Consider the following 26,506-nt stretch of genomic DNA (forward strand, 5'->3'; position numbering starts at 1 on the left):
CTTCGGCGCTCGCTTTCTCAGGAGATGTTTATGTTTGATTTACTCCTGCGCCGTGCGCGCCTCACCGACGATACGCTGGCTGATATCGCCATTCAGGACGGCAAAATTGCGGCGCTGGGTGAGATTAACGCTCCCGCACACAAAACCGTCGAGCTGAACGGCGAAGTGTTTGTCAGCGCGGGCTGGATTGATTCTCACGTTCACTGCTACCCAAACTCACCGATTTACCATGATGAGCCGGACAGCGTGGGCATCGCGACAGGCGTCACGACCGTCGTGGACGCGGGCAGCACCGGTGCGGATGACGTGGACGACTTCTACGAAATTACCCGCAAAGCCAGCACGGAGGTTTTCGCGCTGTTGAATATTTCCCGCGTCGGGCTGATCGCCCAAAACGAGCTGGCGAACATGGCTAATATCGACGCGGACGCGGTACAGCAGGCCGTGAAGCGTCACCCTGATTTTATCGTCGGGCTGAAAGCGCGCATGAGCAGCAGCGTGGTCGGGGAAAACGGCATCACGCCGCTGGCGCGCGCGAAAGCGATGCAGCAGCAAAATGGCGGCCTGCCGCTGATGGTCCACATCGGCAACAATCCACCCAATCTTGATGAAATTGCTGACCTCTTGAGTTCCGGCGACATCATCACCCACTGCTATAACGGCAAACCGAACCGCATCCTGACACCGTCGGGGGAACTGCGTGCGTCCATCACCAGCGCGCTGAAGCGCGGCGTGCGCCTTGATGTCGGCCACGGCACCGCAAGCTTTAGCTTCGAGGTGGCGAAACGCGCCATTGCGATGGGTATTTTGCCGCACACTATTAGCTCGGACATCTACTGCCGCAACCGCCTCAACGGCCCGGTCGGCAGCCTTGCCAGCGTGATGTCGAAATTCCTCGCCATTGGCATGTCGCTACCGCAGGTGATCGAGTGCGTTACCGCCAACGCCGCCGACGGCCTGCGCCTGACGCAAAAAGGGCGCATTCAGTCGGGTCTGGATGCTGACCTGACGTTGTTTACCGTAAAACGCCAGCCGACGCTGCTGATGGATGCTGAAAACGACAGCCTGCAGGCTGAACATATTCTGCTGCCGCTTGCCGCGATCCGCGCGGGCAAGGGCTACATGACCGAACAAGGGAGCACGGAAAATGTCTTCGATTTATGAGAAATACCATTTAAAACAGGTGATCAACACCTCCGGTCGTATGACGGCGCTGGGCGTTTCCACGCCGCGTCCGGAAGTGGTTCAGGCGGCGATGGACGGCATGAATCAGTATTTCGAGATGAAAGATCTGGTCAATAAAACCGGTGAATACATCGCGAAGCTGTTAGACGTCGAAGGCGCAACGGTCGTCTCCTGCGCCTCGGCGGGTATCGCGCAGTCCGTGGCGGCAGTGCTGGTGAAAGACAGCGACTGGCTGCTGGAAAACCTGCACGTCACGCCCATTGAGAACAACGAAATCGTGATGCCGAAAGGTCACAACGTCAACTTTGGCGCACCGGTCGGCACGATGGTGGCGCTCGGCGGCGGCAAAATGGTCGAAGCGGGTTATGCCAACGAATGCTCCGCCGATCAACTGGCGGCGGCGATCACCCCGCGTACCGCCGCCATTCTCTACATCAAATCTCACCACTGCGTGCAGAAAAGCATGCTCAGCGTTGAGCAGGCGGCGGTGGTGGCGCGCAAGCACTCCCTGCCGTTGATCGTCGATGCGGCTGCGGAAGAAGATCTGCACGTCTATTACCGCTCCGGTGCGGATCTGGTGATCTACAGCGGCGCGAAGGCGATCGAAGGGCCAACCAGCGGCCTGGTGATCGGCAAAACACAGTACGTCGAATGGGTGAAACGCCAGACGGCGGGCATTGGCCGCGCCATGAAAGTGGGCAAAGAGGGCATTCTCGGCCTGACCTGCGCCATCGAACATTACCTGACGGCGACCAAAGAGAGTGGCGCGGAAATGGTCGCGAAAATGACGCCTTTTATTGATGCACTGAATACCTTAAACGGCGTGACGGCCCGCGTGGTCTGGGACAGCGCCGGACGTGATATCGCGCGCAGCGAAATCAAATTCGACGAAGCCACCACCGGCGTGGGCACGGGCGATCTGGTGAACGCGCTGAAGCAGGGCGAATACGCCATTTACTTCCGTGGCTACAAGGCGAACGAAGGGATTATCGAAGCGGACGTGCGCAGCGTGACTGCCGACCAGTTGGACATTGTTTATCGCCGCATCCGCGAAGTATTAGACCAGGAGAAACACGCATGAAATTAACCCCTAACTTTTACCGTGACCGCGTGTGCCTGAACGTGCTGGCAGGCTCAAAAGAAAATGCCAGCGCCATTTACGAAGCGGCAGAAGGTCATGTGCTGGTGGGCGTGCTGTCTAAAAACTATCCTGATGTGGACAGCGCCGTCGCGGATATGCGCGAGTACGCCGCGCTGATTGATAACGCGCTCTCAGTGGGTCTTGGCGCAGGCGATCCCAATCAGTCAGCGATGGTTAGCGAAATCTCCCGCCAGGTACAGCCGCAGCACGTCAACCAGGTGTTTACCGGCGTGGCGACCAGCCGCGCGCTGTTGGGGCAAAATGACTCCGTGGTGAACGGTTTGGTGTCGCCAACCGGTACGGTTGGCAGGGTTAAAATCTCGACCGGCCCGCTGAGCAGCAAAGCGCCGGACGGCATCGTGCCGATAGAAACCGCGATCGCGCTGCTGAAAGATTTTGGCGGCAGCTCCATCAAATACTTCCCGATGGGCGGCCTGGCATGTCGCGACGAATACACAGCGGTGGCAGAAGCCTGCGCGAAGCACGATTTCTGGCTGGAGCCGACGGGCGGTATCGATCTGGAGAACTTCGAAGCGATCCTGCAGATCGCGCTGGATGCGGGCGTCAGCAAGATTATCCCGCACATTTACAGCTCGATTATCGACAAATCCAGCGGCGACACCCGCCCTGCAGATGTGCGCACGCTGCTGGATATGACCAGGACGTTAGTGAAGTAGAATTTTTCCCCTCATCCTAACCCTCTCCCCAAGGGAGAGGGGACTGTCCGGAGCAGTCTTTACCTTCTGCCCATAGGGTGAGGGAATTGTTTTCTCCCTCTCCCTTGGGAGAGGACCGGGGTGAGGGGAAACAAAATACACCCTCCCAAAGGAGCCACTATGCACACTCATCATCTGCTTGCTGCTTCACTCTCTTTGCTGGCGACGGCTGCCGTTGCTCAACCGCAGTACGCCTGGGTTGGCACCTACAACCCGAACGGCGAAGGACTATACCGTTTTACCGTCGATCCGCAAACCGGCGCGCTCGACCATAAAACGCTGGTCAGCAAACTGCCGAACGCCGCGCAGTTGACCGTCTCGCACGATGGCAAAACGCTGTATCTGGCGAGTGAAGTCGAGCAGGGCGTGGTGCAGGCGCTGCGTATTGGTGACAACGGCGAGCTGAGCGCGTTAAATCAGGTCGCATCCGGCGGTGCGGGCCCCGTCTATCTGTCGTTGACGCCAAACGGCCGTCACTTGCTGGTGGCAAACTACGTCAGCGGAACCATTGCGGTGTTGCCGGTGAAATCGGACGGCAGCCCTGGCGAAGCAACGGACACCCATCAGGATCGGGGCGAACCAGGCGCGGCAAAACCCGACGCCGCCGTGGAAGGCAGTTTTGCGATCAGCGATCACAACGGCCCGCATGCACACATGATCGCTGCCGATCCGAGCGGGAAATTTGTCTTTTCAACCGATCTGGGTCTGGATCGGATCTATCAGTACCGTTTTGACGATCGTAGTGGAAAGCTCACGCCGAACGATCCGCCGTTTATCAACGCGTCCTCGAAAGGTGCGGGGCCGCGCCATTTTGTCTTCACTGCGAAAGGCGATGGACTATGGCTGATTAACGAAGAAGCATCCACGCTGACTCATTATTCGCTCGATAGCGTATCCGGTACGCTGAAAGAGGGCAAAACGATCTCCGCGCTGCCGAAAGGGTACAAAGGAACCAGCTTTGCCGCGGGCCTGGTGTTGAGTCACGACGGCAAACAGCTGTACGTTGCTAACCGTTTGCATAACAGCATCGCGCACTTTACCGTAACGGCGGATGGAACGCTGACGCACCAGGACGATGTCTGGACGCGTGGCGATTACCCACGCACGCTGACGCTCGATAATCAGGGGCGCTGGCTGTACGTGATGAATCAGCGCAGCGATAACATCACCCGTTTTCGCGTCGAGCCAGACGGTAAGCTACGCTTTGAGCCGGACTATACGCCGGTTGGCAGTCCATCCCAGATGGTCATTTCACCAGGGCCATGAGCCGTAAGAGGACACCGACGTGCGATTTCCGAACCAACGTTTAGCGCAACTGTTTGATTTGTTGCAAAACGAGACGCTGCCGCAGGACGAACTGGCGCAGCGCCTTTCGGTCTCAACACGTACCGTCCGCGCCGATATCACGGCTCTGAATGCGCTACTGGCGAGCCACGGCGCGCAGTTTATTTTGAGCCGAGGCAACGGCTACCAGCTTAAAATCGACGATGCCGCGCGCTATCAGTCATTGCAGGATTCCCGTCCACGCGCGTTGCGAATCCCGCGAACCGGGCAAGAACGAGTGTACTATCTGGTGGTGCGATTTCTCACTGCCGCCTTCTCGTTAAAACTGGAAGATTTAGCTGATGAATGGTTTGTCAGCCGCGCCACGCTGCAAAGCGATATGGTGGACGTGCGTGAGTGGTTTCATCGCTACAACCTGACGCTCGAAACCCGCCCGCGTCACGGCATGAAACTGTTCGGCAGCGAAATGTCCGTGCGCGCCTGCCTGACCGATCTGCTGTGGGAACTGGCGCAGCAGGACAGCCTGAATCCGCTGGTGACCGAAATCGCCCTGAACGTTGGCGTGCCGGAGCAACTGGTCGTGGTGCTGCATGACACGCTCACGCGCCATCACATTCGCCTCACGGATGAAGGCGAGCTGTTTGTACGCCTGTACTGTGCGGTGTCGGTGCGGCGCATCAGCGAAGGATATCCGCTGCCAGAATTTAACGCCGAAGATGTGGAAGAGAACGTGCGCGACGCCGCGCGGGATATCGCCGCCGCCATTTCGCGACTGGCAGATAAAGTGCTCTCGCCCTCAGAAGAGAACTGGCTGTGCGTCCATCTGGCGTCCCGTCAAATCCAGGACATCGCCCCGAGTGCCATTAACGCCGACGACGACGAAGCGCTGGTCAATTACATCCTGCGCTACATCAACACGCACTATAACTACAACCTGCTGAACGATGCACAGCTGCACGCAGATTTGCTGACGCATATTAAAACCATGATCACCCGCGTGCGTTACCAAATCATGATCCCCAATCCGCTGCTGGAAAACATCAAACAACACTATCCGATGGCGTGGGACATGACGCTGGCGGCGGTCTCCGGCTGGGGGAAATACACCCCCTATATCATCAGCGAAAACGAAATTGGTTTTCTGGTGCTGCATATCGGCGTCGGGCTGGAGCGACATTACAACGTCGGCTATCAGCGTCAGCCGCGCGTGCTTTTGGTGTGTGATGCCGGTAACGCGATGGCGCGGATGATCGAGGCGGTGCTGCAACGCAAATATCCGCAGATAGATATGACGCGTACCGTCACGCTGCGCGAGTACGAACTGGCGGAAAGCATTAGCGAAGATTTTGTTATCTCGACCGCGCGGATCAGCGAAAAGGCTAAGCCGGTGGTACAAATCGCACCGTTCCCGACCGATTATCAGCTGGAGCAGATCGGCAAGCTGGTGCTGGTGGACCGCACGCGACCGTGGATGCTGGAAAAATATTTCGATGCAGATCATTTCCGCGTGGTGAATACACCCATCGATCAGCAAACGCTGTTCCAGGAACTCTGTTCGCAGCTGGAAGCGGAAGGATTCGTTGGCGCGGAGTTCCTCGACTCGGTGGTGGAGCGTGAAGCTATCGTCAGTACGATGTTAGGTGACGGTATCGCGCTGCCACACTCCCTCGGCCTGCTGGCGCAAAAAACGGTGGTCTACACCGTGCTGGCTCCGCAGGGCATCAAATGGGGCGATGAAACAGCGCACGTGATATTCCTGCTGGCGATCAGTAAAAGCGAGTACGAAGAGGCGATGGCGATCTACGATATTTTTGTCACTTTCCTGCGGGAGCGGGCAATGACGCGGCTGTGCGCCTGTCACGATTTTGACGCGTTTAAAGCGGTAGCGATGGAGAGTTTGAGTCGTTTTTGAGAGGCGTTATCCAGAATTCGATGTAATTCAAATGTAATGCTAAACTGCATTACGCTTACGAATTCTCTGGAGGCATAATGGCAACGCTGAACGTCCGTCTGGACGATAAACTTAAAAATGAGGCTTACGCGGTGCTGGAAAAACTTAACCTTACCCCGACAGAAGCGGTGCGCCTGCTATTCCAGTATGTGGCAGAAACCGGACGTATGCCGGTGAAGACGGTCACCATTAGCGACAGTGAAGATGAACTGATACAGGCAGTCCGGGATCGTCTGGCTAATCCGCAAAAGGGAATTAAGGTTAGTCTGGATGACTTATGAACTGGCATTTGATCCGAGGGCGTTAAAGGAATGGAGCAAGCTGGGGGAGACTGTAAAAGACCAGTTTAAGAAGAAACTTGCGGACGTGTTGGTGAACCCCAGGGTCGAATCGGCCCGCCTGCATGGTCTACCGGATTGCTACAAAATAAAACTCAGATCGCAGGGTTATCGTTTGATCTATCAGGTTCAGGACAACGTTGTAACGGTATTTGTTATCGCTATCGGTAAGAGAGAGAAAGCAGCCGTTTATCATGATGCAAACAAACGGCTCTAATGCTCACCGCAGATGATGCACAACCTGATTGCTGCTGCCGCGCCAAATCAGCGCCGGATCTTTTAAGTCTTGCACAAATTTACCGTCGACCAGGACGTTAATCAGATCCACCACTTCCCTTTGCTCTGCGTTCAGTTCATCCAGCTTGTAACCCGTCCACACCCAGATGTCCTTTCCCGCGCACTCGCGGCGAATACGTTTAAACAGCTTCAGGATCTCCGGCACGTTTTGTGGGTGCAGGGGGTCGCCGCCGGAGAGCGAGATCCCCTGACGCTGAATGCGCGTGTCGTTCAGGTCGTTGATAATCCGGTCTTCCATTTCGGCGGTAAACGGCATGCCCGAATTCAGTCGCCAGGTGCTTTTGTTGTAGCAGCCGGGGCATTCATGAACGCAACCGGAGACAAACAGGGTGCAGCGGGTGCCGGGGCCGTTGACGATGTCGACGGGATAGTATTGGTGGTATCGCATAGAAAATGTCCAGAGAATTTGTGCGTGCTGATGCCCTCACCCCGGCCCTCTCCCACAGGGAGAGGGGGAAGAGTTCCCTCTCCCTTGAGGGAGAGGGGTAGGGTGAGGGGGAGAACCCTGCGCAGAACTTACCCGATCTGTCCATTCCCCAGATGCTTCACGCGGCGTTTCACTTCTTCCTGCTTGCCGGCGTTGAACGGACGCGCGTCCGGGCTACCAAGATAGCCGCACACGCGGCGGGTCACCGAGACGCGTGCGGCGTCGTGGTTGCTACATTTCGGACAGGTAAAGCCCTTGCTGGTGCATTCAAACTCACCGGTAAAGCCGCACTCGTAACATTCATCAATCGGCGTATTTGTCCCGTAATACGGTACGTGCTGATAGCTGTAATCCCACACGTCTTCCAGCGCTTTCAGGTTGTGCTGAATGTTCGGGTACTCGCCGTAACAGATGAAACCGCCGTTCGCGACCGGCGGATAAGCCGCTTCAAAGTCGATCTTGTCGTAGGGATTGACCTTTTTCTCGACGTCGAGGTGGAAGCTGTTGGTGTAGTAACCCTTGTCGGTCACGCCATCCACCACGCCAAACTCGGCGGTGTCCAGACGGCAGAAGCGGTCGCACAGGTTTTCGCTCGGCGTGCTGTACAGGCTAAAGCCGTAGCCGGTTTCGTCCTTCCACAGATCGACGGCGTCGCGCAGACGCTGAACGATCGCCACGCCTTTAGCACGCAGCGCTTCGCTGTCGTAGACGTGTTGATCGCCAAACAGCGCGTTAATGGTTTCGTGGATGCCGATATAGCCCAGAGAAATCGACGCGCGGCCGTTCTTAAAGATTTCAGAAACGTCATCGTCCGCCTTCAGACGCACGCCGCAGGCGCCTTCCATATACAGAATCGGTGCCACGCGGGCTTTAACGCCTTCGAGGCGCGCGATGCGGGTCATTAGTGCTTTACGCGCCAACACCAGTCGTTCGTCCAGCAAGTTCCAGAACGCGTCTTCATTGCCTTTGGCTTCCAGCGCGATACGCGGCAGGTTCAGGCTGATCACGCCCAGGTTGTTGCGCCCGTCGTGAACCTGTTCGCCGTTTTCATCTTCGTACACGCCAAGGAAGCTGCGACAGCCCATCGGCGTTTTGAACGAACCGGTGACTTTCACCACCTGGTCGTAGTTCAGAATGTCCGGATACATGCGCTTGCTCGCGCATTCCAGCGCCAGCTGTTTGATGTCGTAGTTCGCATCGCCAAACTTGTGGTTCAGACCGTCACGGATCGCAAACACCAGTTTTGGGAACACCGCCGTTTTGCGGTTTTTGCCGAGGCCAGAAATGCGGTTACGCAGAATTGACTGCTGAATCAAACGCGATTCCCAGCTCGTTCCTAAACCAAAGCCAAAGGTCACAAACGGTGTCTGGCCGTTGGCGGTGTGCAGCGTGTTCACTTCATATTCCAGCGACTGGAACGCGTCATAGCACTCTTTTTCGGTGCGGGAATGGGCGTAACCGTCCGCGTCCGGGATCTGCCACTCTTCGGCCACTTTACGGTGTTTTTTGAAGCTTTCCGCCACGAACGGCGCGAGCACTTCGTCGATGCGGTTGATGGTCGTCCCGCCGTAAATATGGCTGGCGACCTGAGCAATAATTTGCGCCGTCACTGCCGTGGCCGTGGAGATCGATTTTGGCGGCTCGATCTCGGCGTTACCCATTTTAAAGCCGTGGGTCAGCATGCCTTTTAGATCGATCAGCATGCAGTTGAACATTGGGAAGAACGGGGAGTAATCGAGATCGTGGTAGTGGATCTCACCGCGCTCGTGCGCCTGCACCACGTCGCGCGGCAGCAGGTGCTGACGGGCATAGTGTTTGGCGACTATCCCGGCCAGCAGATCGCGCTGCGTCGGGATCACTTTGCTGTCTTTATTGGCGTTCTCGTTGAGCAGTGCGGAGTTGGTCTGCTCAACCAGGCCGCGAATTTCCTGGTTCAGACGGCCACGCTTTTCGCGCTGAATATCACGATCGTGGCGGTACTCAATGTAGGCGCGCGCCAGCTGTTTATGTGGGCCAGACATCAGCTGGTTTTCGACCGCCGTCTGGATCTCATTGATATCCACCTGGCTGCGTTCATTCATCTGTTGGCTGACGATTTCTGCGACGGTGGCGCAGTAATCTGCGTCATCGACTCCCGCTGCTTTAGCTGCACGCAAAATGGCTTCTTTGATGCGCTCTGACTTAAACGGCACTTTACAGCCATCTCGTTTCATCACATGCGGTGTCATGATCACTCCATTAAAAACAGGTTATCCACAGAGGTGGGGAAGTATTCATTGCGCACATTTATAGATGCCCCAGTCACTTCCCTCGTTTTCGACCCTTGTTATCCACAATTCCGGCCGACGTCGGCGCCGTTGTAGTGTTGGAATAGTAGACGATAAATACAAGATGTTGGGTCGGCATGCATTTTAAGTTCTATATGTAGTGATTTGCATCAAAGATGTTTGCGATTTTTTTGATTCAGAACAAAGTAAAAGGACGAGAGTACAAACGGCGGGCACTACAGGCTTTGTAAATTCAGGTGGGAAAATTCTGATTAATTATTCAACTAAAACATGCTTGTAACGCCGGGCAACATGATGGTTGCCCGGCATTGTTCGTCAGTCTTGCAGCCACCAGATGGCTTCGAAGGGGCGCAGAGTCATGGCTATCGGCTGGCTGGACACTTCTGCATAGTTGCTGAGTACCACGCGCCAGTCGCCCTCGTGCGCATCCGGATGCCACTGCTGACACTCGCCGCTCAGGTTGGCGGCCACAATCAGCGTCTGCCCTTGCCATTGACGGCGATAGCACCACAGGAACGGATGTTCAGGCAGGAGATCCTGATAATCGCCCCACGTCAGTACCGGCAGCGTTTTGCGCAGCTGAATCAACGACTGATAGGCATAGAAAACGGAGTCCGGATCGTTAAGCGCTGCGGCAACGTTAATCGTGCCGACGTTATCGCAGAGATCGATCCACGGTTCACCCTGCGTAAATCCGCCGTGTTGGCTGGCGTCCCACTGCATGGGTGTGCGGCCATTGTCGCGGGATTTACTTGCCAGAATCGCCAGAAGTTCGTCCGTTTCACGGCCTTTTTCACGATTTTCAGCGAACATATTGTGGCTTTCAACATCACGGTAATCGGTGATACGGGTGAAGTGCGGATTGGTCATGCCGATCTCTTCGCCCTGATAAATGTACGGCGTGCCCTGCATTCCGTGCAGAACCATGCCGAGCATTTTGGCGGCGGGCACACGGTATTCGCCCTCATCGCCAAAGCGCGACACAATGCGCGGCTGATCGTGATTACACCAGAACAGCGCATTCCACGCCTTGTTGTGCATGCCTTGCTGCCAGTGGCTGAACAGGGTTTTTAGCGCCACGAAATCGGGCAACGCCTGCGTCCATTTTTCGCCGTTCGGGTAATCCACTTTTAAATGATGGAAGTTGAACGTCATCGACAGTTCGTGCCCGTCGAGCGCCGCGTACTGCTGACAATTTTCCAGCGAGGTGGATGACATCTCCCCCACGGTCATCAGCGCGCGCGGGGTAAATACGTCGCGGCTCATCTCCTGCAAAAATTCGTGTACGCGTGGCCCGTCGGTGTAGAAGCGACGCCCGTCCCCGAGGTTATCGTCGGGGAAATCCTGCTGTTTGGAGATCAGGTTAATCACGTCGAGACGCAAACCGTCCACGCCGCGATCGGCCCAGAACGCGCAGACTTTTTTCAGCTCCGAACGCACCGCTGGATTTTCCCAGTTGAGATCCGCCTGCTCGGGCGCAAATAAGTGCAAATAATATTGTTCGCTCTCGGCGTGCCAGCGCCAGGCGTTGCCGCCAAACTTGGAGCGCCAGTTGTTCGGCAGGGCATCCGGCGTGCCGTCGCGCCAGATATAGAACTGGCGATACGGACTCGCTTTATTCAGCGACTCGCGAAACCACGCGTGCTGCGTGGAGGTGTGGTTGAGCACCATGTCGAGCACGATGCGAATCCCACGCGTATGCGCCTGCGCCACCAGTTCGTCAAAATCATCCAGCGTGCCATAGGCCGGGTCAATGGCGGTGTAATTCGCCACGTCGTAGCCGTTATCCACCTGCGGGGAGATGTAGAACGGGGTGAGCCAAATCGCGTCGATGCCGAGATTTTTGAGGTAGTCCAGACGCTGCGTCACGCCGCGTAAATCGCCGGTGCCGCTTGCGGTGGTGTCCTGGAAACTCTTTGGGTAAATCTGATAGATGACACCGTTTTGCCACCAGTGAGGAAGGGTATTCATAGTTCGTTCCTGCAAATGCGAAGGGGCGCAAGTGCGCCCCGAATGAAGAGGTTAAACAATCTGCAGCGTGCCCTGACGGAACTTACGCTGATAAACCACGGTGGTGAGCGCCATCGGCACGATAACCGCAATCGCCGTTGCCAGCGCAAACACCTGCCAGTAAGCCGGCTGGATGGAGAGAATGCCCGGCAGGCCGCCGACGCCAATCCCGTTCGCCATCACCCCGTTCAGACCGCACAGCAGCGCGGCCAGGCCGGAGCCAATCATCGCGCACAGCATCGGGAAGCGGTATTTCAGGTTGATGCCGTACATCGCCGGTTCGGTCACACCGAGATAGGCGGAGATCGCAGCCGGAACCGAGATTTCGCGTTCGTTGTGCTTGCGACTGACGATGATAATCCCCGTTACCGCAGACGCCTGAGCGATGTTCGACAGGGCGATCAGCGGCCAGACCGGCGTGCCTCCGAGGCTCTGGATCATCTGCATATCAATCGCCAGCGTGGTCTGATGCACGCCGGTGATCACCAGCGGGGCATACAGGAAGCCAAACAGCGCCGCACCAACTGGCGCAAAACTGCCGGTCATCAGGTGACGCACCGCGAAGGCCACGCCGTCGCCAATCATGCGGCCAAACGGACCGATAAACGCGTGGGCGAGGAATACCGCCAGAATCAGAGAACAGACCGGAACGACGACCAGATAGAGATAATCCGGCACGATGCGTTTCAGGCGCGTCTCAATAAAGCCCAGCGCCAGGCCCGCCAGCAGTGCCGGAATCACCTGCGCCTGGTAGCCCACTTTGGCGATGGTAAACATCCCGAAGTTCCAGACGTCCGGCACCTGTTGTCCCAGTAAGTAAGCGTTCATTAACTGCGGAGAGACCAGCGTAATGCCCAGCACGATACCCAGAATCGGCGTTCCGCCCATTTTACGCACCGCCGACCAACAAATCCCGACCGGCAGATAGAAGAAAATAGCCTCGCCAATCAGCCACAGGAAATCGTAAATGCTTTGCAGCGCGGGATACATCTGCGCCAGCGTTTTGCCGTCGCTCATCGGCACGTCGCCGATCACGTTACGGAAGCCCAAAATCAAGCCTCCGCTGATCAGCGCAGGCAGCAGCGGGAAGAAGATTTCCGCGAAATGGGAAATCAACTGCTCGTGCCATTTCATGTTCTGACGTGCCGCTTTTTTGGCTTGCTCTTTATCAGCCGAAGAGTGGCCTGTTGTCGCCAGTAGCGCCTGGTAGTAATCGCCCACTTCGGTGCCAATCACCACCTGGAACTGCCCGGCGTTGGTGAAGCAGCCTTTTACCATTTTCAGTTCTTCGATGGCTTTCGGGTTGGCTTTGGCCGGATCGTTTAGCACGAAGCGCAGGCGGGTAATGCAATGGCTGACGGTGGCGATGTTCTCGCGTCCCCCAACCAGCACAATCAGCTGGTCGATATCGGTTTGTTTTACTTTGCTCATCATGAAGCCTCATGACAGATGTGGAGGGTAATGACCTGAGCGCAAGCCTACTCCTTCAGCGTGACGGCGAAAATGGGAACGTTCCCGAAATCAGGCGACGATCACAATAATCCGGTTAGTGAGGGTTATGAAAGGTGAGCCGGAATAACAATCTGACGCGGCTCAGCGCGCCCGTTAATCTGCTCGATCAGCTGCGCAGCAGCCTGTCTGCCGGACTCGGCGTAGCCGGGATCGACGGTGATAATTTCCGGGTGCAGAAACTTCATCAGCGGCGTACTGCCCACGCTCGCGACCTGCAGGTTATCGATGCGCTGCTCCTGAAGATATTTACTTACGCCCAGCGCCAGCGTATCGGTGGCGCACACCAGCGCGGTAGTGTGTGGCGTCAGTACGCTTGAAACTTGCTCGTAGCCCTGCTTCATGCCCAGCCCCGGCAGAGAGGCCACGGCGGGGAGGTTATGCTTTTTACAGAACGCCAGATACGCTTCATGGCGTCGCTTGCCGGTGGTGACGTCCGCGTGCGGCACGCCAAGGTAACTGATATGGCGATGGCCTTCATCGTACAGGCGCTGCATGAGGATAATAATCGCCCCTTCATCGTCATAGCAGACGGAGGCAAACCCGCTGGCATCACGCGCCAGCAGCACCAGTGATGGCTGCCAGGGTTTGAGCTTCTCTTCTTTAATACCGGTAAAACCAAACAGCACCACACCGTCGATGTTGCGGCGCTGGAGCATACCCAGATGCTCCTCCACCAGTTGCGGCGAGAACTGGCTTTCCATCATGATCGGGTCATAACCCTGCTCGTAAAAGGCCGGGAGCATGGTCTGCACGGCGAGGTTTTCTGAGAGGGAATCCAGACGCGAAACGATAATCGCGACCACTTTGTCGCTCTGCCCGCGCATGGCGCGCGCGGAACGGGAAGGGGAAAAACCGTGCTGATTCATGACCGCCTCGACGCGCTCACGCGTGCGCTCGCTGACACCACTTTCGTTGTTCAGCACGCGCGACACGGTGGATTTGCCCACGCCGCTTAAGCGCGCAATGTCTTTGATGGTCAGGCGGTTCTGCATCCTTTATTCCCTGTAACAGCGATAAATCGTCATTTGAGCCTAATGCGACACCACGATTTCGCAATGGGCAAAATCTGGTTTCGACGGTTCACCTATCCAGGGCCTACGCTTAATGCCGCGTGAATAGTGCCGTGTATACGTTCGGTTTAGTTACGCAGGCTTATCATACCGCTCGAATCGTCACAAACGGTATGGATAAAACACGATACTGCGCGTCGACTTACTCTTTTTCACTTACCGGAGGCTGTATGGACCCTGATCCCACCCCTCTCCCGCGATGGAGAATCTCTTTCCGGTAAGCCAGCCCTCGCTGTCTCACCGGTAATGTGAGGCAGCAACGCCATAAACGTTCCTGCTGTAATAATGTGAATGCCCTTCAGGTACGGCACTGCCACGCCTGAGGGAAATACTGCGTCCGCCTCTGCGGATGCGGGGGAATTGTTATGCTGAAAAATATCACCCGGCAGCTACACGCACTGTTTGGCCGCCACCTGCCGCGCCGTCTCATTCAGCGCGATCTTCTGCCTGATGCCAAAAACGTGGCCGGCACTGTTATTCCACCGACGCTGACGGAACACTGCCTGAAAGCCGCCGCGATGGATGAGAATGACGTCTGGCGGGCGTTTGGCGGTCACCCGGAAGGGCTGAACGCTGCAGAAGTCGAAAAAACACGCGCCGAACATGGCGACAACCAGATCCCGGCGCAAAAGCCGTCACCGTGGTTCGTCCACTTGTGGCTGTGCTATCGCAACCCGTTCAACCTGCTGCTGACTGCGCTGGGTATCGTTTCGTATGCCACGGAAGATCTGTTCGCCGCTGGCGTGATTGCGCTGATGGTCGCCATCTCTACGCTACTGAATTTTATTCAGGAAGCGCGGTCAACCCGTGCGGCTGACGCTCTGAAAGCGATGGTCAGCAACACCGCCACTGTGCAGCGTGTTACCAACGAGAAAGGCGAAAACGCCTGGCTTGAGTTGTCTATCGATCAGCTGGTGGTGGGCGACGTCATTAAACTCGCCGCGGGCGACATGATCCCGGCCGATCTGCGCATCATCAAGGCGCGCGATCTGTTTGTCGCGCAGGCTTCGCTAACCGGCGAATCGCTGCCGGTCGAGAAAGTGGCGCGCAGCCGTGACCCAGAGCAAACCAATCCGCTCGAAAGCGATACCCTTTGCTTTATGGGGACCACCGTGGTGAGCGGCACGGCGCAGGCCATTGTGATCGCCACCGGCGGCAACACCTGGTTTGGCCAACTGGCGGGGCGCGTCAGCCAGCAGGAGAGCGAGCCAAACGCGTTTCAGAAAGGCATTGGTCGCGTCAGCATGCTGCTGATCCGCTTTATGATGGTGATGACGCCGATTGTGCTGTTGATCAACGGCTACACCAAAGGTGACTGGTGGGAAGCCGCGCTGTTTGCGCTCTCCGTCGCGGTTGGCTTAACGCCGGAAATGCTGCCGATGATCGTTACCTCCACGCTGGCGCGCGGGGCGGTCAAACTCTCTAAACAGAAAGTGATCGTCAAACACCTGGACGCCATTCAGAACTTTGGCGCGATGGACATCCTGTGTACCGATAAAACCGGCACGCTGACGCAGGATAAAATCGTGCTGGAAAACCACACCGACATCTCTGGCAAAACCAGCGAGCGCGTATTGCACACTGCCTGGCTGAACAGCCATTATCAAACTGGCCTCAAAAATCTGCTGGATGTCGCGGTGCTGGAAGGGGTGGATGAAGATTCGGCCCACGCGCTGTCGACGCGCTGGCAAAAAGTGGATGAAATCCCGTTCGACTTTGAGCGCCGCCGCATGTCGGTGGTGGTGAGCGAACAGGCGGATGTACATCAGCTGATTTGCAAAGGGGCGCTCCAGGAGATCCTGAACGTGTCGGCTCAGGTGCGTCATAACGGCGAAATCGTGCCGCTGGACGACACCATGCTGCGCCGCATCAAACGCGTGACGGACAATCTCAATCGTCAGGGGCTGCGTGTGGTGGCGGTTGCCAGTAAAATCCTGCCTGCACGCGTTGGCGACTATCAGCGTATCGACGAATCCGATTTGATCCTCGAAGGTTACATCGCATTCCTCGATCCGCCGAAAGAGACCACCGCACCGGCGCTGAAAGCGCTTAGCGCCTCCGGCATTACCGTCAAAATCCTGACCGGAGACAGCGAGCTGGTGGCGGCAAAAGTGTGCCGTGAAGTTGGGCTGGATGCGGGTGAGGTGGTGACGGGTAGCGATATCGAAACGCTTTCCGATGACGAGCTGGCGGCACTGGCAAAACAGACCACGCTGTTTGCGCGCCTGACGCCGATGCACAAAGAGCGCATTGTCACGCTGCTGCGTCGCGAAGGGCACGTGGTGGGCTTTATGGGCGACGGCATCAACGATGCGCCTGCGCTGCGGGCGGCCGATATCGGCATTTCCGTGGACGGCGCGGTGGATATCGCGCGGGAAGCGGCCGATATCATCCTGCTGGAAAAGAGCCTGATGGTGCTGGAGCAGGGTGTGATTGAAGGGCGTCGTACCTTCGCCAATATGCTGAAATACATCAAAATGACCGCCAGCTCTAACTTCGGTAACGTCTTCAGCGTCCTGGTGGCGAGCGCATTTCTGCCGTTCCTGCCGATGCTTCCGCTGCATCTGCTGATCCAGAATCTGATGTATGACGTCTCCCAGGTGGCTATCCCGTTTGATAATGTGGACGAAGAGCAGATCCAAAAACCGCAGCGCTGGAATCCGTCCGATCTGGGTCGCTTCATGCTGTTTTTTGGCCCGATCAGCTCGATCTTTGATATTTTGACCTTCTGCCTGATGTGGTTTGTGTTCCACGCCAATACGCCGGAACACCAGACGCTGTTCCAGTCCGGCTGGTTCGTGGTCGGGCTGCTGTCGCAAACGCTGATTGTGCATATGATCCGCACGCGCCGTATCCCGTTCATCCAGAGCCGCGCTGCCTGGCCGCTGATCATCATGACCCTGCTGGTGATGGCGATGGGCATCGCGCTGCCGTTCTCACCGCTGGCGAGTTACCTGAGCCTGCAAGCGCTGCCGCTGAGCTACTTCCCGTGGCTGGTGGCGATTCTGGCGGGGTATATGGTGCTGACGCAGATGGTGAAAGGGTTCTATGCCCGTCGCTACGGTTGGCAGTGATTTCACCTCCTCTTACATTATAAGAAGACTGGGTGAGGGGAACAGGCGGCTCGCTTTAGTCCCTCTCCCTTTGGGAGAGGGAAGGGGTGAGGGGGTACGGTTGCTCCCAAATTCAACAACCTGTGATCCCCGTCGCCCTACCTCCTTGACGACAATTTACCCACATGTTAACAAAATGTTTTGCTCTTATTTGGCCCGTCAAATTTGATAAGGAACATTATGTTGCATTACAGCCTCCTGACCGCCGGGCTTTTGCTCGGCTCTTCTGCCCTTGCGGCACCGGCGGGCGATTTGCCCCTCATGCCGTGGCCTGCCAGCGTTGAGCGCCCAACGAAGCAAGGCGCGCTGGTTCTGAACGATAAACTTTCTGTCAGCGTGAGCGGCGACGATCTCGGTGATGCCGTGGACCGTCTGCGCCAGCGCATCGCGCTGCAAACCGGCTGGACGCTTCAGCCGCAGGCCGCGAATCCGGATAAACCCACCATTCGCATCGCTATCGCCAAAAAAGTTAACCCGCTACCCCTGCCCGACAGCGATGAACGTTACACGCTCACCGTCGACGCCAACGGCGTCAATATTGCCGCCAACACCCGATTTGGTGCGCTGCGGGCGATAGAAACGCTGCTCCAGCTCATTCAAAATGGCGCGGAAAACACCTCGCTGCCGTGGGTGAAAATTGAAGATGCCCCGCGCTTCCCGTGGCGCGGTCTGCTGCTCGACTCCGCGCGTCATTTCATCCCGCTTGAAGATATCAAACGGCAGATCGACGGTATGGCGGCCGCCAAACTGAACGTGTTGCACTGGCATTTAACCGACGATCAGGGCTGGCGATTTGCCTCGAAACGCTATCCAAAACTGACGCAACTGGCGAGCGATGGACAGTTTTACACCTCTGATCAGATGCGTGACATCGTGCGCTACGCCACCGCGCGCGGCGTGCGCGTGGTGCCAGAAATCGACATGCCGGGCCACGCGTCGGCGATTGCCGTGGCCTATCCGGAGCTCATGAGCGCACCAGGACCGTATGAGATGGAACGCCACTGGGGCGTGTTGAAGCCGGTTCTTGATCCGACAAAAGAGGCGACGTATGCCTTTGCTGAGGCGATGGTGAGCGAACTGGCGGCGATCTTCCCCGATCCGTATCTGCACATTGGCGGCGATGAAGTTGACGACACGCAGTGGAAAGAAAACAAAGCCATTCAGCAATTTATGCGCGACAACAAACTTGCTGACAGCCACGCTTTGCAGGCGTATTTCAACCGCAAGCTGGAAACGATCCTTGAAAAACATCACCGCCAGATGGTCGGCTGGGATGAGATTTACCATCCGGATCTGCCAAAAAGTATTCTGATCCAGTCCTGGCAGGGGCAGGACGCGCTGGGCGAAGTGGCGAAGCAGGGTTACAAAGGCATTCTCTCCACCGGTTTTTATCTCGACCAGCCGCAAAGCACGGCCTATCACTATCGCAATGAAATCGTGCCGCAGGGCATAAACGGCGTGGATATTATCGCCGATAACGACAGCGCACAAAGCTGGACATTCACTATGCCACGACTAAAAGGCAAGCCGGTTGAGGGCAGCTTTACGCTGGTGAAAGCGGTTTCTGGCTGGCGCGGATTTATTGATTTCAACGGTAAATCCCGGCGTGCGGTGAATAATATTGAGTGGCGTGATGACAATCAGGTGACGTTCACCGTTGATACCTGGATGGGCGAAACGCGCCCGGTGGTGAACGTCGCGGACGACAAGCTGACGGGCTATTTCCTGGTGGGTAACGCGCGCTATCCGATTTCCGGCGCGCGTCTGGATGACGTACCAAATGGCACGCAACCGGTGGTGCCGGATGCCGATCAGCAGGCGAATCTGATGGGCGGCGAAGCGGCGCTGTGGGCGGAAAACGTGGTCGCGCCAGTGCTCGATATCAAGCTGTGGCCGCGCGCGTTTGCGGTGGCGGAGCGTCTGTGGTCCGCGCAGGACGTGAAGGATGTCGACAACATGTACACCCGTTTGCAGGCGATGGACACCTGGACGACGGTATCGGTCGGCCTTCAGCAGCACAGCCAGCAGCAGGCGTATTTCATACGTCTGGCGAATACGACCGAGACGCTGCCGCTGCAGATTCTCGCGCAGGCGCTGGAACCGGCGCAGTATTACACCCGTCAGCATCTCAAATTCCAGGCCGGAAATTATCATCAGTTTGAGCCGCTAAACCGTTACGCCGATGCGCTGGGCGCGGAGAGCAACACCGTGCGCCAGATGAACAAATGGGCCGAACGCCTGGTCAGCGATGCGGAAGATACCGAAAGCGCCGAGGCGCTGCGCCACGTGTTTACCCGCTGGCAAAGCAATACCAGCGATGCGCAGGCGCTGAGCGACAATAATTATCAGCTCAAAGCCATCACGCCAATTATTCAGGAGGTAGATAAACTGGCGTCGATTGGCCTGCGATTGACCGACCTGGTGGCGCGGCAGGGCACGCTGGATGATAAGGAGATCGCTTCTATTCAGAAAGAGCTGGATAAGGCTGCGGAGATTCAGGATGAAGTGGTGATTGCGGCGGTGTATCCGATTGAGACGTTGTTAAGGGCGACAAGGAATCAATGAGGTTTCGGCTTTATGGAAATCTGTTAAGTATTGCAGGGTGTTCCGTTCACTTTATGTTCAGTAGAACATAATGGCTTCATAAGCCGTGAACGTGACAAGGGGGCCGCGCGGCCCTCTAGTCATTTGGCTTTCGGTTCGCCGATTTCATCGGGGACTCAACACCGTGGCCCTATTTTGACGGCTGTGAATTTAACGAATGATATCTGTTGGGCAATAAAGATTTTTAAATGACTGCAATTAAAGTTAGGTCGGCTTTGTGCCAGTAGCGGACTTTGCTAACATCGCGATATCTTAATTCATGGATGGCAGTCCATGGGGGTAAAATTATGAAGCACGAGCTGTGGACAAATGAAGCTGGTTTAGATTTGTTTTGTCTTGCCGGTCCACTGGGAGACTCTGCTCGGAAATTGCTGGATCTGGACTACAGATTAGTGTGGTCATGTGATGCAGATTCGCACCTTGAAGCAATGAAAAAATATTATACGTTCCGTAATTGGGGTGAATATCAAACTGATTTCCCTGAACAGGATAGTAAGACCTACAAAGAAATGGGATGGGAGTAAAAAGCACAAAATCCACAACCTAGCCGCTCTTATTCTCATGTCTCTACGACGTCCGCTTCTCGCTCATAGCGGACCATCAGCGCCACACACTTGTCCGCTCCGTGCCATAAACGGACACTATTGATCTTGAACAATGAAAATGAATAACAACCCGGCCGGGCCTACCCAATCATTTTTCAGAGTATGAAATGCGGTAGCCACTGCCTTCCCTGAGAACACTGGCGAACCCAGCCTGACTTAAATGCATGCCGGCAATGATCATTTTTTCGCTGGCGGCTTTTCTCATAATTTTCTTTCTTGTTTCCTCAGCCTGAGCGGCATCAGTGTCGAATAAAATAGAAACAGCCGGTTGCGCTGACTGAATATGCGGATAATGGACAATGTCTCCCCATATTAATAAGCATTTATCATCCGCATCGATGCGAAAACCGGTATGCCCAGGCGTATGACCCGGTAGCCATACCGGCATAATACCTTCTGCTATTTTGTCGCCGTTAAAAAAACGCACCTTACGGGCATAAGCGTCTAAGGTTTGGCGGACCAGCCAAAAATTACATTGTCCGCGCTCATTTGCGATGCTGAGTTTTTTATCATCCTGCCAGTGTCTCGCTTCGAGAGGATGAAGAAAAATTTCAGCATGTTTGAAAACCGGCTGTTTCTCAGAATCCAGCAGGCCTCCAATATGATCCGGATGGCAGTGCGTCAATAAAACAGTATCGACGTCGTCAGGGCTTACACCCGCAGCAGCAAGGTTCGCGTTGAGTTGTCCTGCCATGTTGTTCAACGGGCCTGTGCCAGCGTCAACCAAAATGATCCGACCCAGACCGCGGATAAGATAACAGTTTATATGGATATCGCCGGGCTCACTGACTCCGGCACGGCATTGAATAACGTCCGCATCAGCTTTTTCAATGCCTGACAGCAAATCCAGACTCGCCGTCATATTGCCGTCACTCAGCGCAGTTATTTGAAAATCGCCAATCTGGCAGAACGGAAAGGGATGGCTCATCATTTCCTCGAGGTTAGTTGTGGGCGAACAGGTGTTCTGCTGGGGAGCCAAAACAGCGAATACGGGTCGTCAGACCAGAGGCCTGATGAGTGACAACGTCCAGTTCACGCATAAAGTTTTCCATGACTTCATGGGTTCGCAATGTTGTCAGACGATAAAAGAGCTCGGCATAGACCGGGTGCCCGCATCCCGGCTTAACATCGACAAAAACGATATGAACGTTTTTGGGCTCTGCATCAAGGATGTCACAGCAGAGGGCGCTGCATTTATAGGTAAAATCACCAAGATTTTTAAACTTGTCAGAGTGATTTTCAGAAATATAAAAAGTCAGATTAGGCATGATGTTATGGCTTCCCTTTATCAGGGCTCTGCAACTGAGGTGTCAGAGGTTCGTAGAGATACACTCCAGACACCTCTGTAAACAGCGGGACCATCTCAACAGGCAAGACATATGCAACGCGATAGTCAGGGGATTTATCCAGCCCCACTGCATGCATTTCCAGACCCTGATATCCCTGTTCTGTCTCTAAAAAGTCTATTGGCTTTGCGCTCAATAGCAGAATGTTATCGAAAGAGATGGGTGTAGCAAGGCCCTGGCCTTGATAGAGGTTACGATGCCAGTCCGTAATGCAGACCTGCCAATGAGAGAAATTACCGCCCCCTTTTAAACGATAATCCTCACTGCTGAGAATCTCCGCATCATTAATCGTATGAATGGCCAGGTAAACAGGACAGCCGGATGTTAAGGCGCGAAAGCGTTGAGAAGTCGTGAAGCCAGCAACAGATATCAATGCGGGCAGTTTTTGCTGGCTGTAAAAGGCATTCCATTCTGCCTCGCTTTCAGGATCGTTATACGAGCATTCCACGGTATAGAACATAAGCCCATCTCTATATGAGTCATAAACGCAAGCAAACAGATTTGCTCAATGATTTTATGTCATGCTACAGACTGTATGTGCCGCTTAAAAACGATAATATGTCACTGGTTAGTGACATTAAATCAATGAGAACACATTGCAGGCATTGAGCAAGGAACAGGTTTTATGCGCAGAAAAATACCCAGTAGTGCGTCCCTGCAGGCTTTTGATGCCGCCGCAAGGCACGGCAATTTTGCCCGTGCCGCAGAGGAGTTATCCTTAACGGAAGGGGCGATTAGCCGTCAGATTGCGCGTCTTGAAACGTTGCTGAACTGTAAATTGTTTGACCGTATGGGAAGCCGGGTAAAGCTTAACCCTGTCGGCGCGCGCTATGCGCATCACGTGCGTGAAACGATCGATCGGCTCGAAAGAGATACGCAGTACATAATGGGAATGCCTGAGGGCAGTAAAAGTCTGGATATTGCCGTCCTGCCGACCTTCTCCTGCCGTTGGCTCATTCCCCGCCTGAGCGGGTTTAACTCTTTGTTCCCGGACATAACGTTAAATATTGCGGCGAGAACGGATCCGTTCATATTGCCAGGCAGTGGCTTTGACGCGGTCATTCATTTTGAACATTCCGCATGGGCAGGCATGCGTATGCAGTTTCTGTTTCAGGAAAATCTGCTTCCTGTTTGCAATCCCGCACTGTTAACTAATATTGATGTCAATAGACAGTTAAACGAACTTCCGCGCATTCACCGTCGACAGAATCCTGATGCATGGCATCACTATGCCCGGGAAAGTGGAATACACCTCGATAATCCGGCTCAGGGTGTGCGGTACGATCTTCATGAAATGGCTATCGCTGCCGTCATCGCAGGACACGGCGTAGCATTGGTTCCGCGTATGTATGTCGAGAACGAATTAAGTTGCGGTATGCTTGTTTCGCCATGGCCCGCCTCAGACTGCCTGAGTAAAAAATTCTGTTTAGTAAAACCGACGGAAACGGGAATCAATGAGGCTGCGCTGGAAAGTTTTGAACGCTGGTTGCTTGCTGAAATGAATATGCCCATCAGCTTTAATGCCGAACGATGACATTACGTCTGTTTCTCGCTAATGAAGGACAACCATACTCAAATCTCCCACATTGCAGGAGATTTGAGTATGAACACGTCACCGTGAAACAAAGACCGTATCATCGGCCAAAAAAGACCACTTCAGATATCTCATATCTGGGGGATCCGAATCCGGCTTGAACTGGAAGGTAAAACGCGCGATTTAGCTCTGTTCAATATGGCCCTGGACATAAGCTTCGAGGCTGTGATCTGGTCAAACTCAAAGTATCTGATGTGGCATATGGTAGCTTGGTTTCAAGCAGAGCAACGGGGTTGCAACAGAAAACCGGTAGCGCTGTGCAATTTGAGATAACCAAAGGAACAAGAGAAGCTGTTGCTGCATTGATAAAGCTTGGCAATTTGCAGAGCAAAGACTTCTTGTTCCAGTCTCGAGTCGGAACTAACCAGCACATATCAACCCGGCAATACAACCGAATCTTTCATGGGTGGATAGAAAAGCTTGGTCTCGAAGATTCGCTTTACAGCACACATTCCATGAGAAGAACAAAACCTTACCTGATCTACAAGAAAACCAAGAATCTCCGGGTGATTCAACTTCTATTAGGCCATAAGAAACTGGAAAGCACAGTCCGTTATCTGGGCATTGAAGTCGATGATGCGTTAGAGATCTCTGAATCGATTGAAGTCTAAGGTTGTCAGGGCTGCAACAGCAGCCCTGTGGCAGGAGCGGAAGTCAGGGCCGACAAATACAATCATCACAATGCCTTTGCGAAACAGACAGCTTCTTCTCTACCTATATATGGGCCATAATTCTCAATACGGACATATCCATTTTTCTCGTAAAAATTGACGGCCCGACGGTTGATATGCCGGGTTTCCAGTTTCAACTCGCGATATCCCATTTGTTTTGCGGAGGTTTCCAGAAAAGTAAGTAAAGCACTACCCACGCCTGGCAAGCTTTGGTCTGAAAACATTCTTTTAATCTCGGCTGTATTTTGAGTTAATGGCCGGATTGCGCCGCATCCTATTGCATCCCCATGTGCATTCTTTGCCAATACCCATAATGCTTTGTCATCATTCATTGCTTCAACGGTGAAGTTGGTTTTGCCATTATCGCCAGTAATAGCGGCAAGTTCAGCGGACAGCATTTCGATTAAGCGATGAGATTCTGAAGAAAATGGATCTGATTTCTCTACGGTTATCATGGTTATATCCTATAAAGGGAGTTTAACCAATGTGTTGCATCCATCGGTTGAACTCACCGCCAAAAGCAGACGTCTCATATATCTATTCAGGTGGCCAAATTTAATAAACAACTACACTTTTGCTTCTCGCCGTCTAATGATGATGCAGTCAGGCATCACGCGGATTTTTACTGGCATACCGTCGAGAAAACCGGCTTTTGGCAGCCACTCGCCGGAAAGCGGAATAAAGCGATTGCGGATTCTGGAATACAGCTCGCAGCAGGCGGCGCTGGATACCGGCGTGTCGGCACGGGCGTGTACCGCTGCCTCGACCGTGGCTTTGCCGTGAAGACGACGCGCATCTTTTTTGCGAGTCACCTCGGGAAAACGATCATTACCCTCCGATCTCTCAGGATCTGTTTGGGCAATAGTGGGATCTGGCATAAACTCGTTCGCAGCCATAATCAACTCCTCTGTAATTAAATTAGTTGTTTGTGGTTAGCGGTGTAAGGGTGGTTGGACACCTTTGCATCGCGCTAATTAATACTCGCTTTTAAAACCTCTCAATTCCCGCTCTGAATAAACCCTTCGTCGCGTAAAACCAATAATACTCCTCTGGATAAAAAAACAGTGCTCACAAATCAGGGCAAATACGGGAAATGCGAGGGCGCTTCAGAGGAAATTGAACTGGAATAAAACGTTGCAACAGGAATTTCGTCATTTACATTGGGCACCGGTATTGAGTCCCTGCTAAAACCGGCGAATTTGAGACCGGATCGAAAAGGGGGCCGCGCAGCCCCTTGTCACGTTCACAGCTTATGAAGCCATTATGTTCTGCTGAACATAAGGTGAACGGAATAACCTCTGATGCCTGACAAAAGAAATCGATCAGCGACGAACTGCAATCGCCTCAATCTCAATCTTCACATCTTTCGGCAGACGCGCCACTTCAACGCAAGAACGCGCCGGGAAAGTTGCATTATGCTCAGTGAAGAACGCTTCGTAAGTGGCGTTAACGGTCGCGAAATCGTTCAGATCTTTCACAAACACCGTGGTTTTCACGATATCGCCCACTTTCAGGCCCGCGGATTCCACGATGGCCTTCACGTTTTCCAGCGACTGACGCGCCTGAGCAGAAACGTCATCCGGTACTTCACCGGTTTTTGGGTTCACCGGGATCTGACCGGAAGTGATGATCATGCTGCCCAGATCAACGCCCTGAACGTATGGGCCGATAGCCGCGGGTGCATTTTCCGTCGCAAGTACTTTTGTCATGATTTCTCCAGGATAACAGCGTTAAAAAATTCTTAGGCATTATACACTTCATCCTTCGCGCTGCCTCATCGTTGGCCGCGTCCTCCTACCCCGATCACAGAGTTTTCTCTGCTCCCGGGGATATTCGGACTCGCCGCCTCAATGCCGCGCGAATGATTTCGTGAAACAGAAGGCCTCAATTAGTTAGCCAGCACCACATAATGAGAAAACTCTTTTTCGCAGTATTTGCATTTGAGTGCGATGTCTTTCTCGCGCTTTTTGACTGCAAAGCTGGATGAAACCGGCTCAGCGTGGCTGATGCAGTTGCTGTTCGGGCAGACCAGAACAGTGTCGATACGTTCCGGTAAGTTCGGGCGAGATTTCCCCACCACTTCGTAATCGTCGATGCGGTTAACGGTCGCATCCGGCGCATACAGGGACAACTGGTTCACCTGCTCGTCGGTCAGGAACGTGTTCTCGATTTTGATCAAATCTTTGCGGCCCATTTCGCCGGATGGCAGATTCAGACCGATAGTGATGCGCTGATCGGTTTCGGTCAGCTTGAACAGCGTCAGCAGCTTAAAGCCGATTTGCGCAGGGATATGGTCAATCACCGTGCCACGCTTGATGGCTTCTACCTGGAGTTTGTTATCGTGTGTCATGTTC

The 26,506-nt window shown here is 54.6% G+C and carries 24 protein-coding genes and 1 pseudogene; 13 read left to right on the forward strand and 12 right to left on the reverse strand.

Features of this window, described 5'->3' with window-relative positions:
* The first annotated feature begins 30 nt into the window (after positions 1–30).
* The 7 genes from ACKI5T_RS15100 to ACKI5T_RS15130 all read left to right on the forward strand — a co-directional run bounded on the left by ACKI5T_RS15100 (position 31) and on the right by ACKI5T_RS15130 (position 6,832).
* Positions 31–1,164, forward strand: coding sequence for an amidohydrolase/deacetylase family metallohydrolase (locus ACKI5T_RS15100; protein ID WP_407438455.1), 1,134 nt, complete (start codon positions 31–33; stop codon positions 1,162–1,164).
* Positions 1,148–2,266, forward strand: coding sequence for a DgaE family pyridoxal phosphate-dependent ammonia lyase (locus ACKI5T_RS15105; RefSeq protein ID WP_407438457.1), 1,119 nt, complete (start codon positions 1,148–1,150; stop codon positions 2,264–2,266). The genes ACKI5T_RS15100 and ACKI5T_RS15105 overlap by 17 nt, the downstream gene beginning before the upstream one ends.
* On the forward strand, positions 2,263–3,003 hold the full coding sequence (gene dagF, locus ACKI5T_RS15110) for a 2-dehydro-3-deoxy-phosphogluconate aldolase (protein ID WP_407438459.1): 741 nt from the start codon (positions 2,263–2,265) through the stop codon (positions 3,001–3,003). The genes ACKI5T_RS15105 and dagF overlap by 4 nt, the downstream gene beginning before the upstream one ends.
* A 159-nt stretch (positions 3,004–3,162) precedes the next feature.
* Positions 3,163–4,308 carry a lactonase family protein gene (locus tag ACKI5T_RS15115; RefSeq protein WP_407438460.1) on the forward strand — a complete coding sequence of 382 codons (1,146 nt, stop codon included), beginning with the start codon at positions 3,163–3,165 and terminating at the stop codon, positions 4,306–4,308.
* Between the two features lie 19 nt (positions 4,309–4,327).
* The gene (locus ACKI5T_RS15120) at positions 4,328–6,238 is read left to right on the forward strand and encodes a BglG family transcription antiterminator (RefSeq protein ID WP_407438462.1); all 1,911 of its coding nucleotides are present in this window, start codon (positions 4,328–4,330) and stop codon (positions 6,236–6,238) included.
* 77 nt (positions 6,239–6,315) lie between these two features.
* Positions 6,316–6,558, forward strand: coding sequence for a type II toxin-antitoxin system RelB/DinJ family antitoxin (locus ACKI5T_RS15125; protein WP_407438464.1), 243 nt, complete (start codon positions 6,316–6,318; stop codon positions 6,556–6,558).
* Positions 6,548–6,832: a type II toxin-antitoxin system RelE family toxin gene (locus ACKI5T_RS15130; protein ID WP_407438466.1), complete on the forward strand. Its 285-nt coding sequence runs from the start codon at positions 6,548–6,550 to the stop codon at positions 6,830–6,832. Before ACKI5T_RS15125 ends, ACKI5T_RS15130 begins: the two co-directional genes overlap by 11 nt.
* Positions 6,833–6,835: 3 nt before the next feature.
* On the opposite strand, the gene nrdG is transcribed toward ACKI5T_RS15130, so the two are convergent.
* The 5 genes from nrdG to treR all read right to left on the reverse strand — a co-directional run bounded on the left by nrdG (position 6,836) and on the right by treR (position 14,141).
* Entirely contained in the window at positions 6,836–7,300 is a 465-nt protein-coding gene (nrdG, locus tag ACKI5T_RS15135; RefSeq protein WP_407438467.1) for an anaerobic ribonucleoside-triphosphate reductase-activating protein, read from the reverse strand.
* 128 nt (positions 7,301–7,428) lie between these two features.
* Entirely contained in the window at positions 7,429–9,567 is a 2,139-nt protein-coding gene (nrdD, locus tag ACKI5T_RS15140; protein ID WP_407438469.1) for an anaerobic ribonucleoside-triphosphate reductase, read from the reverse strand.
* A gap of 375 nt (positions 9,568–9,942) precedes the next feature.
* Complete coding sequence (treC, locus tag ACKI5T_RS15145) at positions 9,943–11,598, reverse strand: alpha,alpha-phosphotrehalase (RefSeq protein WP_407438471.1); 1,656 nt, start codon at positions 11,596–11,598, stop codon at positions 9,943–9,945.
* Between the two features lie 51 nt (positions 11,599–11,649).
* The gene (treB, locus tag ACKI5T_RS15150; protein WP_407438539.1) at positions 11,650–13,068 is read right to left on the reverse strand and encodes a PTS trehalose transporter subunit IIBC; all 1,419 of its coding nucleotides are present in this window, start codon (positions 13,066–13,068) and stop codon (positions 11,650–11,652) included.
* 125 nt (positions 13,069–13,193) lie between these two features.
* Positions 13,194–14,141, reverse strand: a complete 948-nt coding sequence (treR, locus tag ACKI5T_RS15155; RefSeq protein WP_407438473.1) for a trehalose operon repressor TreR — start codon at positions 14,139–14,141, stop codon at positions 13,194–13,196.
* Positions 14,142–14,389: 248 nt separating this feature from the next.
* Here treR and mgtL point away from each other — a divergent pair, with 248 nt between their 5' ends.
* The 4 genes from mgtL (at position 14,390) to ACKI5T_RS15175 (ending at position 20,460) form a co-directional block, all read left to right on the forward strand.
* Positions 14,390–14,440: a mgtA regulatory leader peptide MgtL gene (gene mgtL / locus ACKI5T_RS15160; RefSeq protein ID WP_150099603.1), complete on the forward strand. Its 51-nt coding sequence runs from the start codon at positions 14,390–14,392 to the stop codon at positions 14,438–14,440.
* A 144-nt stretch (positions 14,441–14,584) separates the two neighbouring features.
* On the forward strand, positions 14,585–17,293 hold the full coding sequence (mgtA, locus tag ACKI5T_RS15165) for a magnesium-translocating P-type ATPase (protein ID WP_407438475.1): 2,709 nt from the start codon (positions 14,585–14,587) through the stop codon (positions 17,291–17,293).
* Positions 17,294–17,512: 219 nt separating this feature from the next.
* Positions 17,513–19,897, forward strand: a complete 2,385-nt coding sequence (locus ACKI5T_RS15170; protein ID WP_407438476.1) for a beta-N-acetylhexosaminidase — start codon at positions 17,513–17,515, stop codon at positions 19,895–19,897.
* A gap of 326 nt (positions 19,898–20,223) precedes the next feature.
* Positions 20,224–20,460 carry a hypothetical protein gene (locus ACKI5T_RS15175; protein ID WP_407438478.1) on the forward strand — a complete coding sequence of 79 codons (237 nt, stop codon included), beginning with the start codon at positions 20,224–20,226 and terminating at the stop codon, positions 20,458–20,460.
* Between the two features lie 169 nt (positions 20,461–20,629).
* On the opposite strand, the gene ACKI5T_RS15180 is transcribed toward ACKI5T_RS15175, so the two are convergent.
* Genes ACKI5T_RS15180 through ACKI5T_RS15190 form a run of 3 tightly spaced genes read right to left on the reverse strand, consistent with a single transcriptional unit; the run spans position 20,630 to position 22,347 of the window.
* Positions 20,630–21,469, reverse strand: coding sequence for an MBL fold metallo-hydrolase (locus ACKI5T_RS15180; protein ID WP_407438541.1), 840 nt, complete (start codon positions 21,467–21,469; stop codon positions 20,630–20,632).
* A gap of 13 nt (positions 21,470–21,482) precedes the next feature.
* Positions 21,483–21,809, reverse strand: coding sequence for a hypothetical protein (locus ACKI5T_RS15185; RefSeq protein WP_407438480.1), 327 nt, complete (start codon positions 21,807–21,809; stop codon positions 21,483–21,485).
* Positions 21,810–21,813: 4 nt separating this feature from the next.
* Positions 21,814–22,347, reverse strand: coding sequence for a sugar ABC transporter (locus ACKI5T_RS15190; protein WP_407438482.1), 534 nt, complete (start codon positions 22,345–22,347; stop codon positions 21,814–21,816).
* A 165-nt stretch (positions 22,348–22,512) separates the two neighbouring features.
* On the opposite strand from ACKI5T_RS15190, the gene ACKI5T_RS15195 reads away from it, so the two are divergent.
* Complete coding sequence (locus ACKI5T_RS15195; protein ID WP_407438483.1) at positions 22,513–23,421, forward strand: LysR substrate-binding domain-containing protein; 909 nt, start codon at positions 22,513–22,515, stop codon at positions 23,419–23,421.
* 99 nt (positions 23,422–23,520) lie between these two features.
* A pseudogene (locus tag ACKI5T_RS15200) lies at positions 23,521–24,092 on the forward strand (tyrosine-type recombinase/integrase).
* 65 nt (positions 24,093–24,157) lie between these two features.
* Here the strand turns inward: ACKI5T_RS15200 and ACKI5T_RS15205 are convergent.
* The 4 genes from ACKI5T_RS15205 to pyrI form a co-directional block, all read right to left on the reverse strand.
* Positions 24,158–24,607, reverse strand: coding sequence for a GNAT family N-acetyltransferase (locus tag ACKI5T_RS15205; RefSeq protein WP_115183781.1), 450 nt, complete (start codon positions 24,605–24,607; stop codon positions 24,158–24,160).
* Positions 24,608–24,718: 111 nt separating this feature from the next.
* Complete coding sequence (locus tag ACKI5T_RS15210) at positions 24,719–25,048, reverse strand: SymE family type I addiction module toxin (RefSeq protein ID WP_407438485.1); 330 nt, start codon at positions 25,046–25,048, stop codon at positions 24,719–24,721.
* Between the two features lie 426 nt (positions 25,049–25,474).
* Positions 25,475–25,861 (reverse strand): 2-iminobutanoate/2-iminopropanoate deaminase, encoded by a 387-nt coding sequence (ridA, locus tag ACKI5T_RS15215; RefSeq protein WP_059179999.1) that lies wholly within the window; start codon positions 25,859–25,861, stop codon positions 25,475–25,477.
* Positions 25,862–26,040: 179 nt separating this feature from the next.
* Positions 26,041–26,502, reverse strand: coding sequence for an aspartate carbamoyltransferase regulatory subunit (gene pyrI / locus ACKI5T_RS15220; protein WP_012015859.1), 462 nt, complete (start codon positions 26,500–26,502; stop codon positions 26,041–26,043).
* Positions 26,503–26,506 lie beyond the last annotated feature (4 nt).

This window comes from Lelliottia sp. (genome assembly GCF_045627565.1).
Taxonomy (GTDB): domain Bacteria; phylum Pseudomonadota; class Gammaproteobacteria; order Enterobacterales; family Enterobacteriaceae; genus Enterobacter.

Excerpts from the sequence above, each read along its gene's own strand:
- ACKI5T_RS15190 (WP_407438482.1), bottom strand. The coding sequence starts at position 22,347 with ATGTTCTATACCGTGGAATGCTCGTATAACGATCCTGAAAGCGAGGCA.
- ACKI5T_RS15180 (WP_407438541.1), bottom strand. The coding sequence starts at position 21,469 with ATGAGCCATCCCTTTCCGTTCTGCCAGATTGGCGATTTTCAAATAACT.
- ACKI5T_RS15105 (WP_407438457.1), top strand. The coding sequence starts at position 1,148 with ATGTCTTCGATTTATGAGAAATACCATTTAAAACAGGTGATCAACACC.
- pyrI (WP_012015859.1), bottom strand. The coding sequence starts at position 26,502 with ATGACACACGATAACAAACTCCAGGTAGAAGCCATCAAGCGTGGCACG.
- nrdG (WP_407438467.1), bottom strand. The coding sequence starts at position 7,300 with ATGCGATACCACCAATACTATCCCGTCGACATCGTCAACGGCCCCGGC.
- ACKI5T_RS15210 (WP_407438485.1), bottom strand. The coding sequence starts at position 25,048 with ATGGCTGCGAACGAGTTTATGCCAGATCCCACTATTGCCCAAACAGAT.
- treC (WP_407438471.1), bottom strand. The coding sequence starts at position 11,598 with ATGAATACCCTTCCTCACTGGTGGCAAAACGGTGTCATCTATCAGATT.
- ACKI5T_RS15125 (WP_407438464.1), top strand. The coding sequence starts at position 6,316 with ATGGCAACGCTGAACGTCCGTCTGGACGATAAACTTAAAAATGAGGCT.
- ACKI5T_RS15195 (WP_407438483.1), top strand. The coding sequence starts at position 22,513 with ATGCGCAGAAAAATACCCAGTAGTGCGTCCCTGCAGGCTTTTGATGCC.
- ACKI5T_RS15170 (WP_407438476.1), top strand. The coding sequence starts at position 17,513 with ATGTTGCATTACAGCCTCCTGACCGCCGGGCTTTTGCTCGGCTCTTCT.
- ACKI5T_RS15175 (WP_407438478.1), top strand. The coding sequence starts at position 20,224 with ATGAAGCACGAGCTGTGGACAAATGAAGCTGGTTTAGATTTGTTTTGT.
- ACKI5T_RS15100 (WP_407438455.1), top strand. The coding sequence starts at position 31 with ATGTTTGATTTACTCCTGCGCCGTGCGCGCCTCACCGACGATACGCTG.
- mgtA (WP_407438475.1), top strand. The coding sequence starts at position 14,585 with ATGCTGAAAAATATCACCCGGCAGCTACACGCACTGTTTGGCCGCCAC.
- ridA (WP_059179999.1), bottom strand. The coding sequence starts at position 25,861 with ATGACAAAAGTACTTGCGACGGAAAATGCACCCGCGGCTATCGGCCCA.
- nrdD (WP_407438469.1), bottom strand. The coding sequence starts at position 9,567 with ATGACACCGCATGTGATGAAACGAGATGGCTGTAAAGTGCCGTTTAAG.
- treR (WP_407438473.1), bottom strand. The coding sequence starts at position 14,141 with ATGCAGAACCGCCTGACCATCAAAGACATTGCGCGCTTAAGCGGCGTG.
- ACKI5T_RS15185 (WP_407438480.1), bottom strand. The coding sequence starts at position 21,809 with ATGCCTAATCTGACTTTTTATATTTCTGAAAATCACTCTGACAAGTTT.
- ACKI5T_RS15115 (WP_407438460.1), top strand. The coding sequence starts at position 3,163 with ATGCACACTCATCATCTGCTTGCTGCTTCACTCTCTTTGCTGGCGACG.
- dagF (WP_407438459.1), top strand. The coding sequence starts at position 2,263 with ATGAAATTAACCCCTAACTTTTACCGTGACCGCGTGTGCCTGAACGTG.
- ACKI5T_RS15130 (WP_407438466.1), top strand. The coding sequence starts at position 6,548 with ATGACTTATGAACTGGCATTTGATCCGAGGGCGTTAAAGGAATGGAGC.
- treB (WP_407438539.1), bottom strand. The coding sequence starts at position 13,068 with ATGAGCAAAGTAAAACAAACCGATATCGACCAGCTGATTGTGCTGGTT.
- ACKI5T_RS15205 (WP_115183781.1), bottom strand. The coding sequence starts at position 24,607 with ATGATAACCGTAGAGAAATCAGATCCATTTTCTTCAGAATCTCATCGC.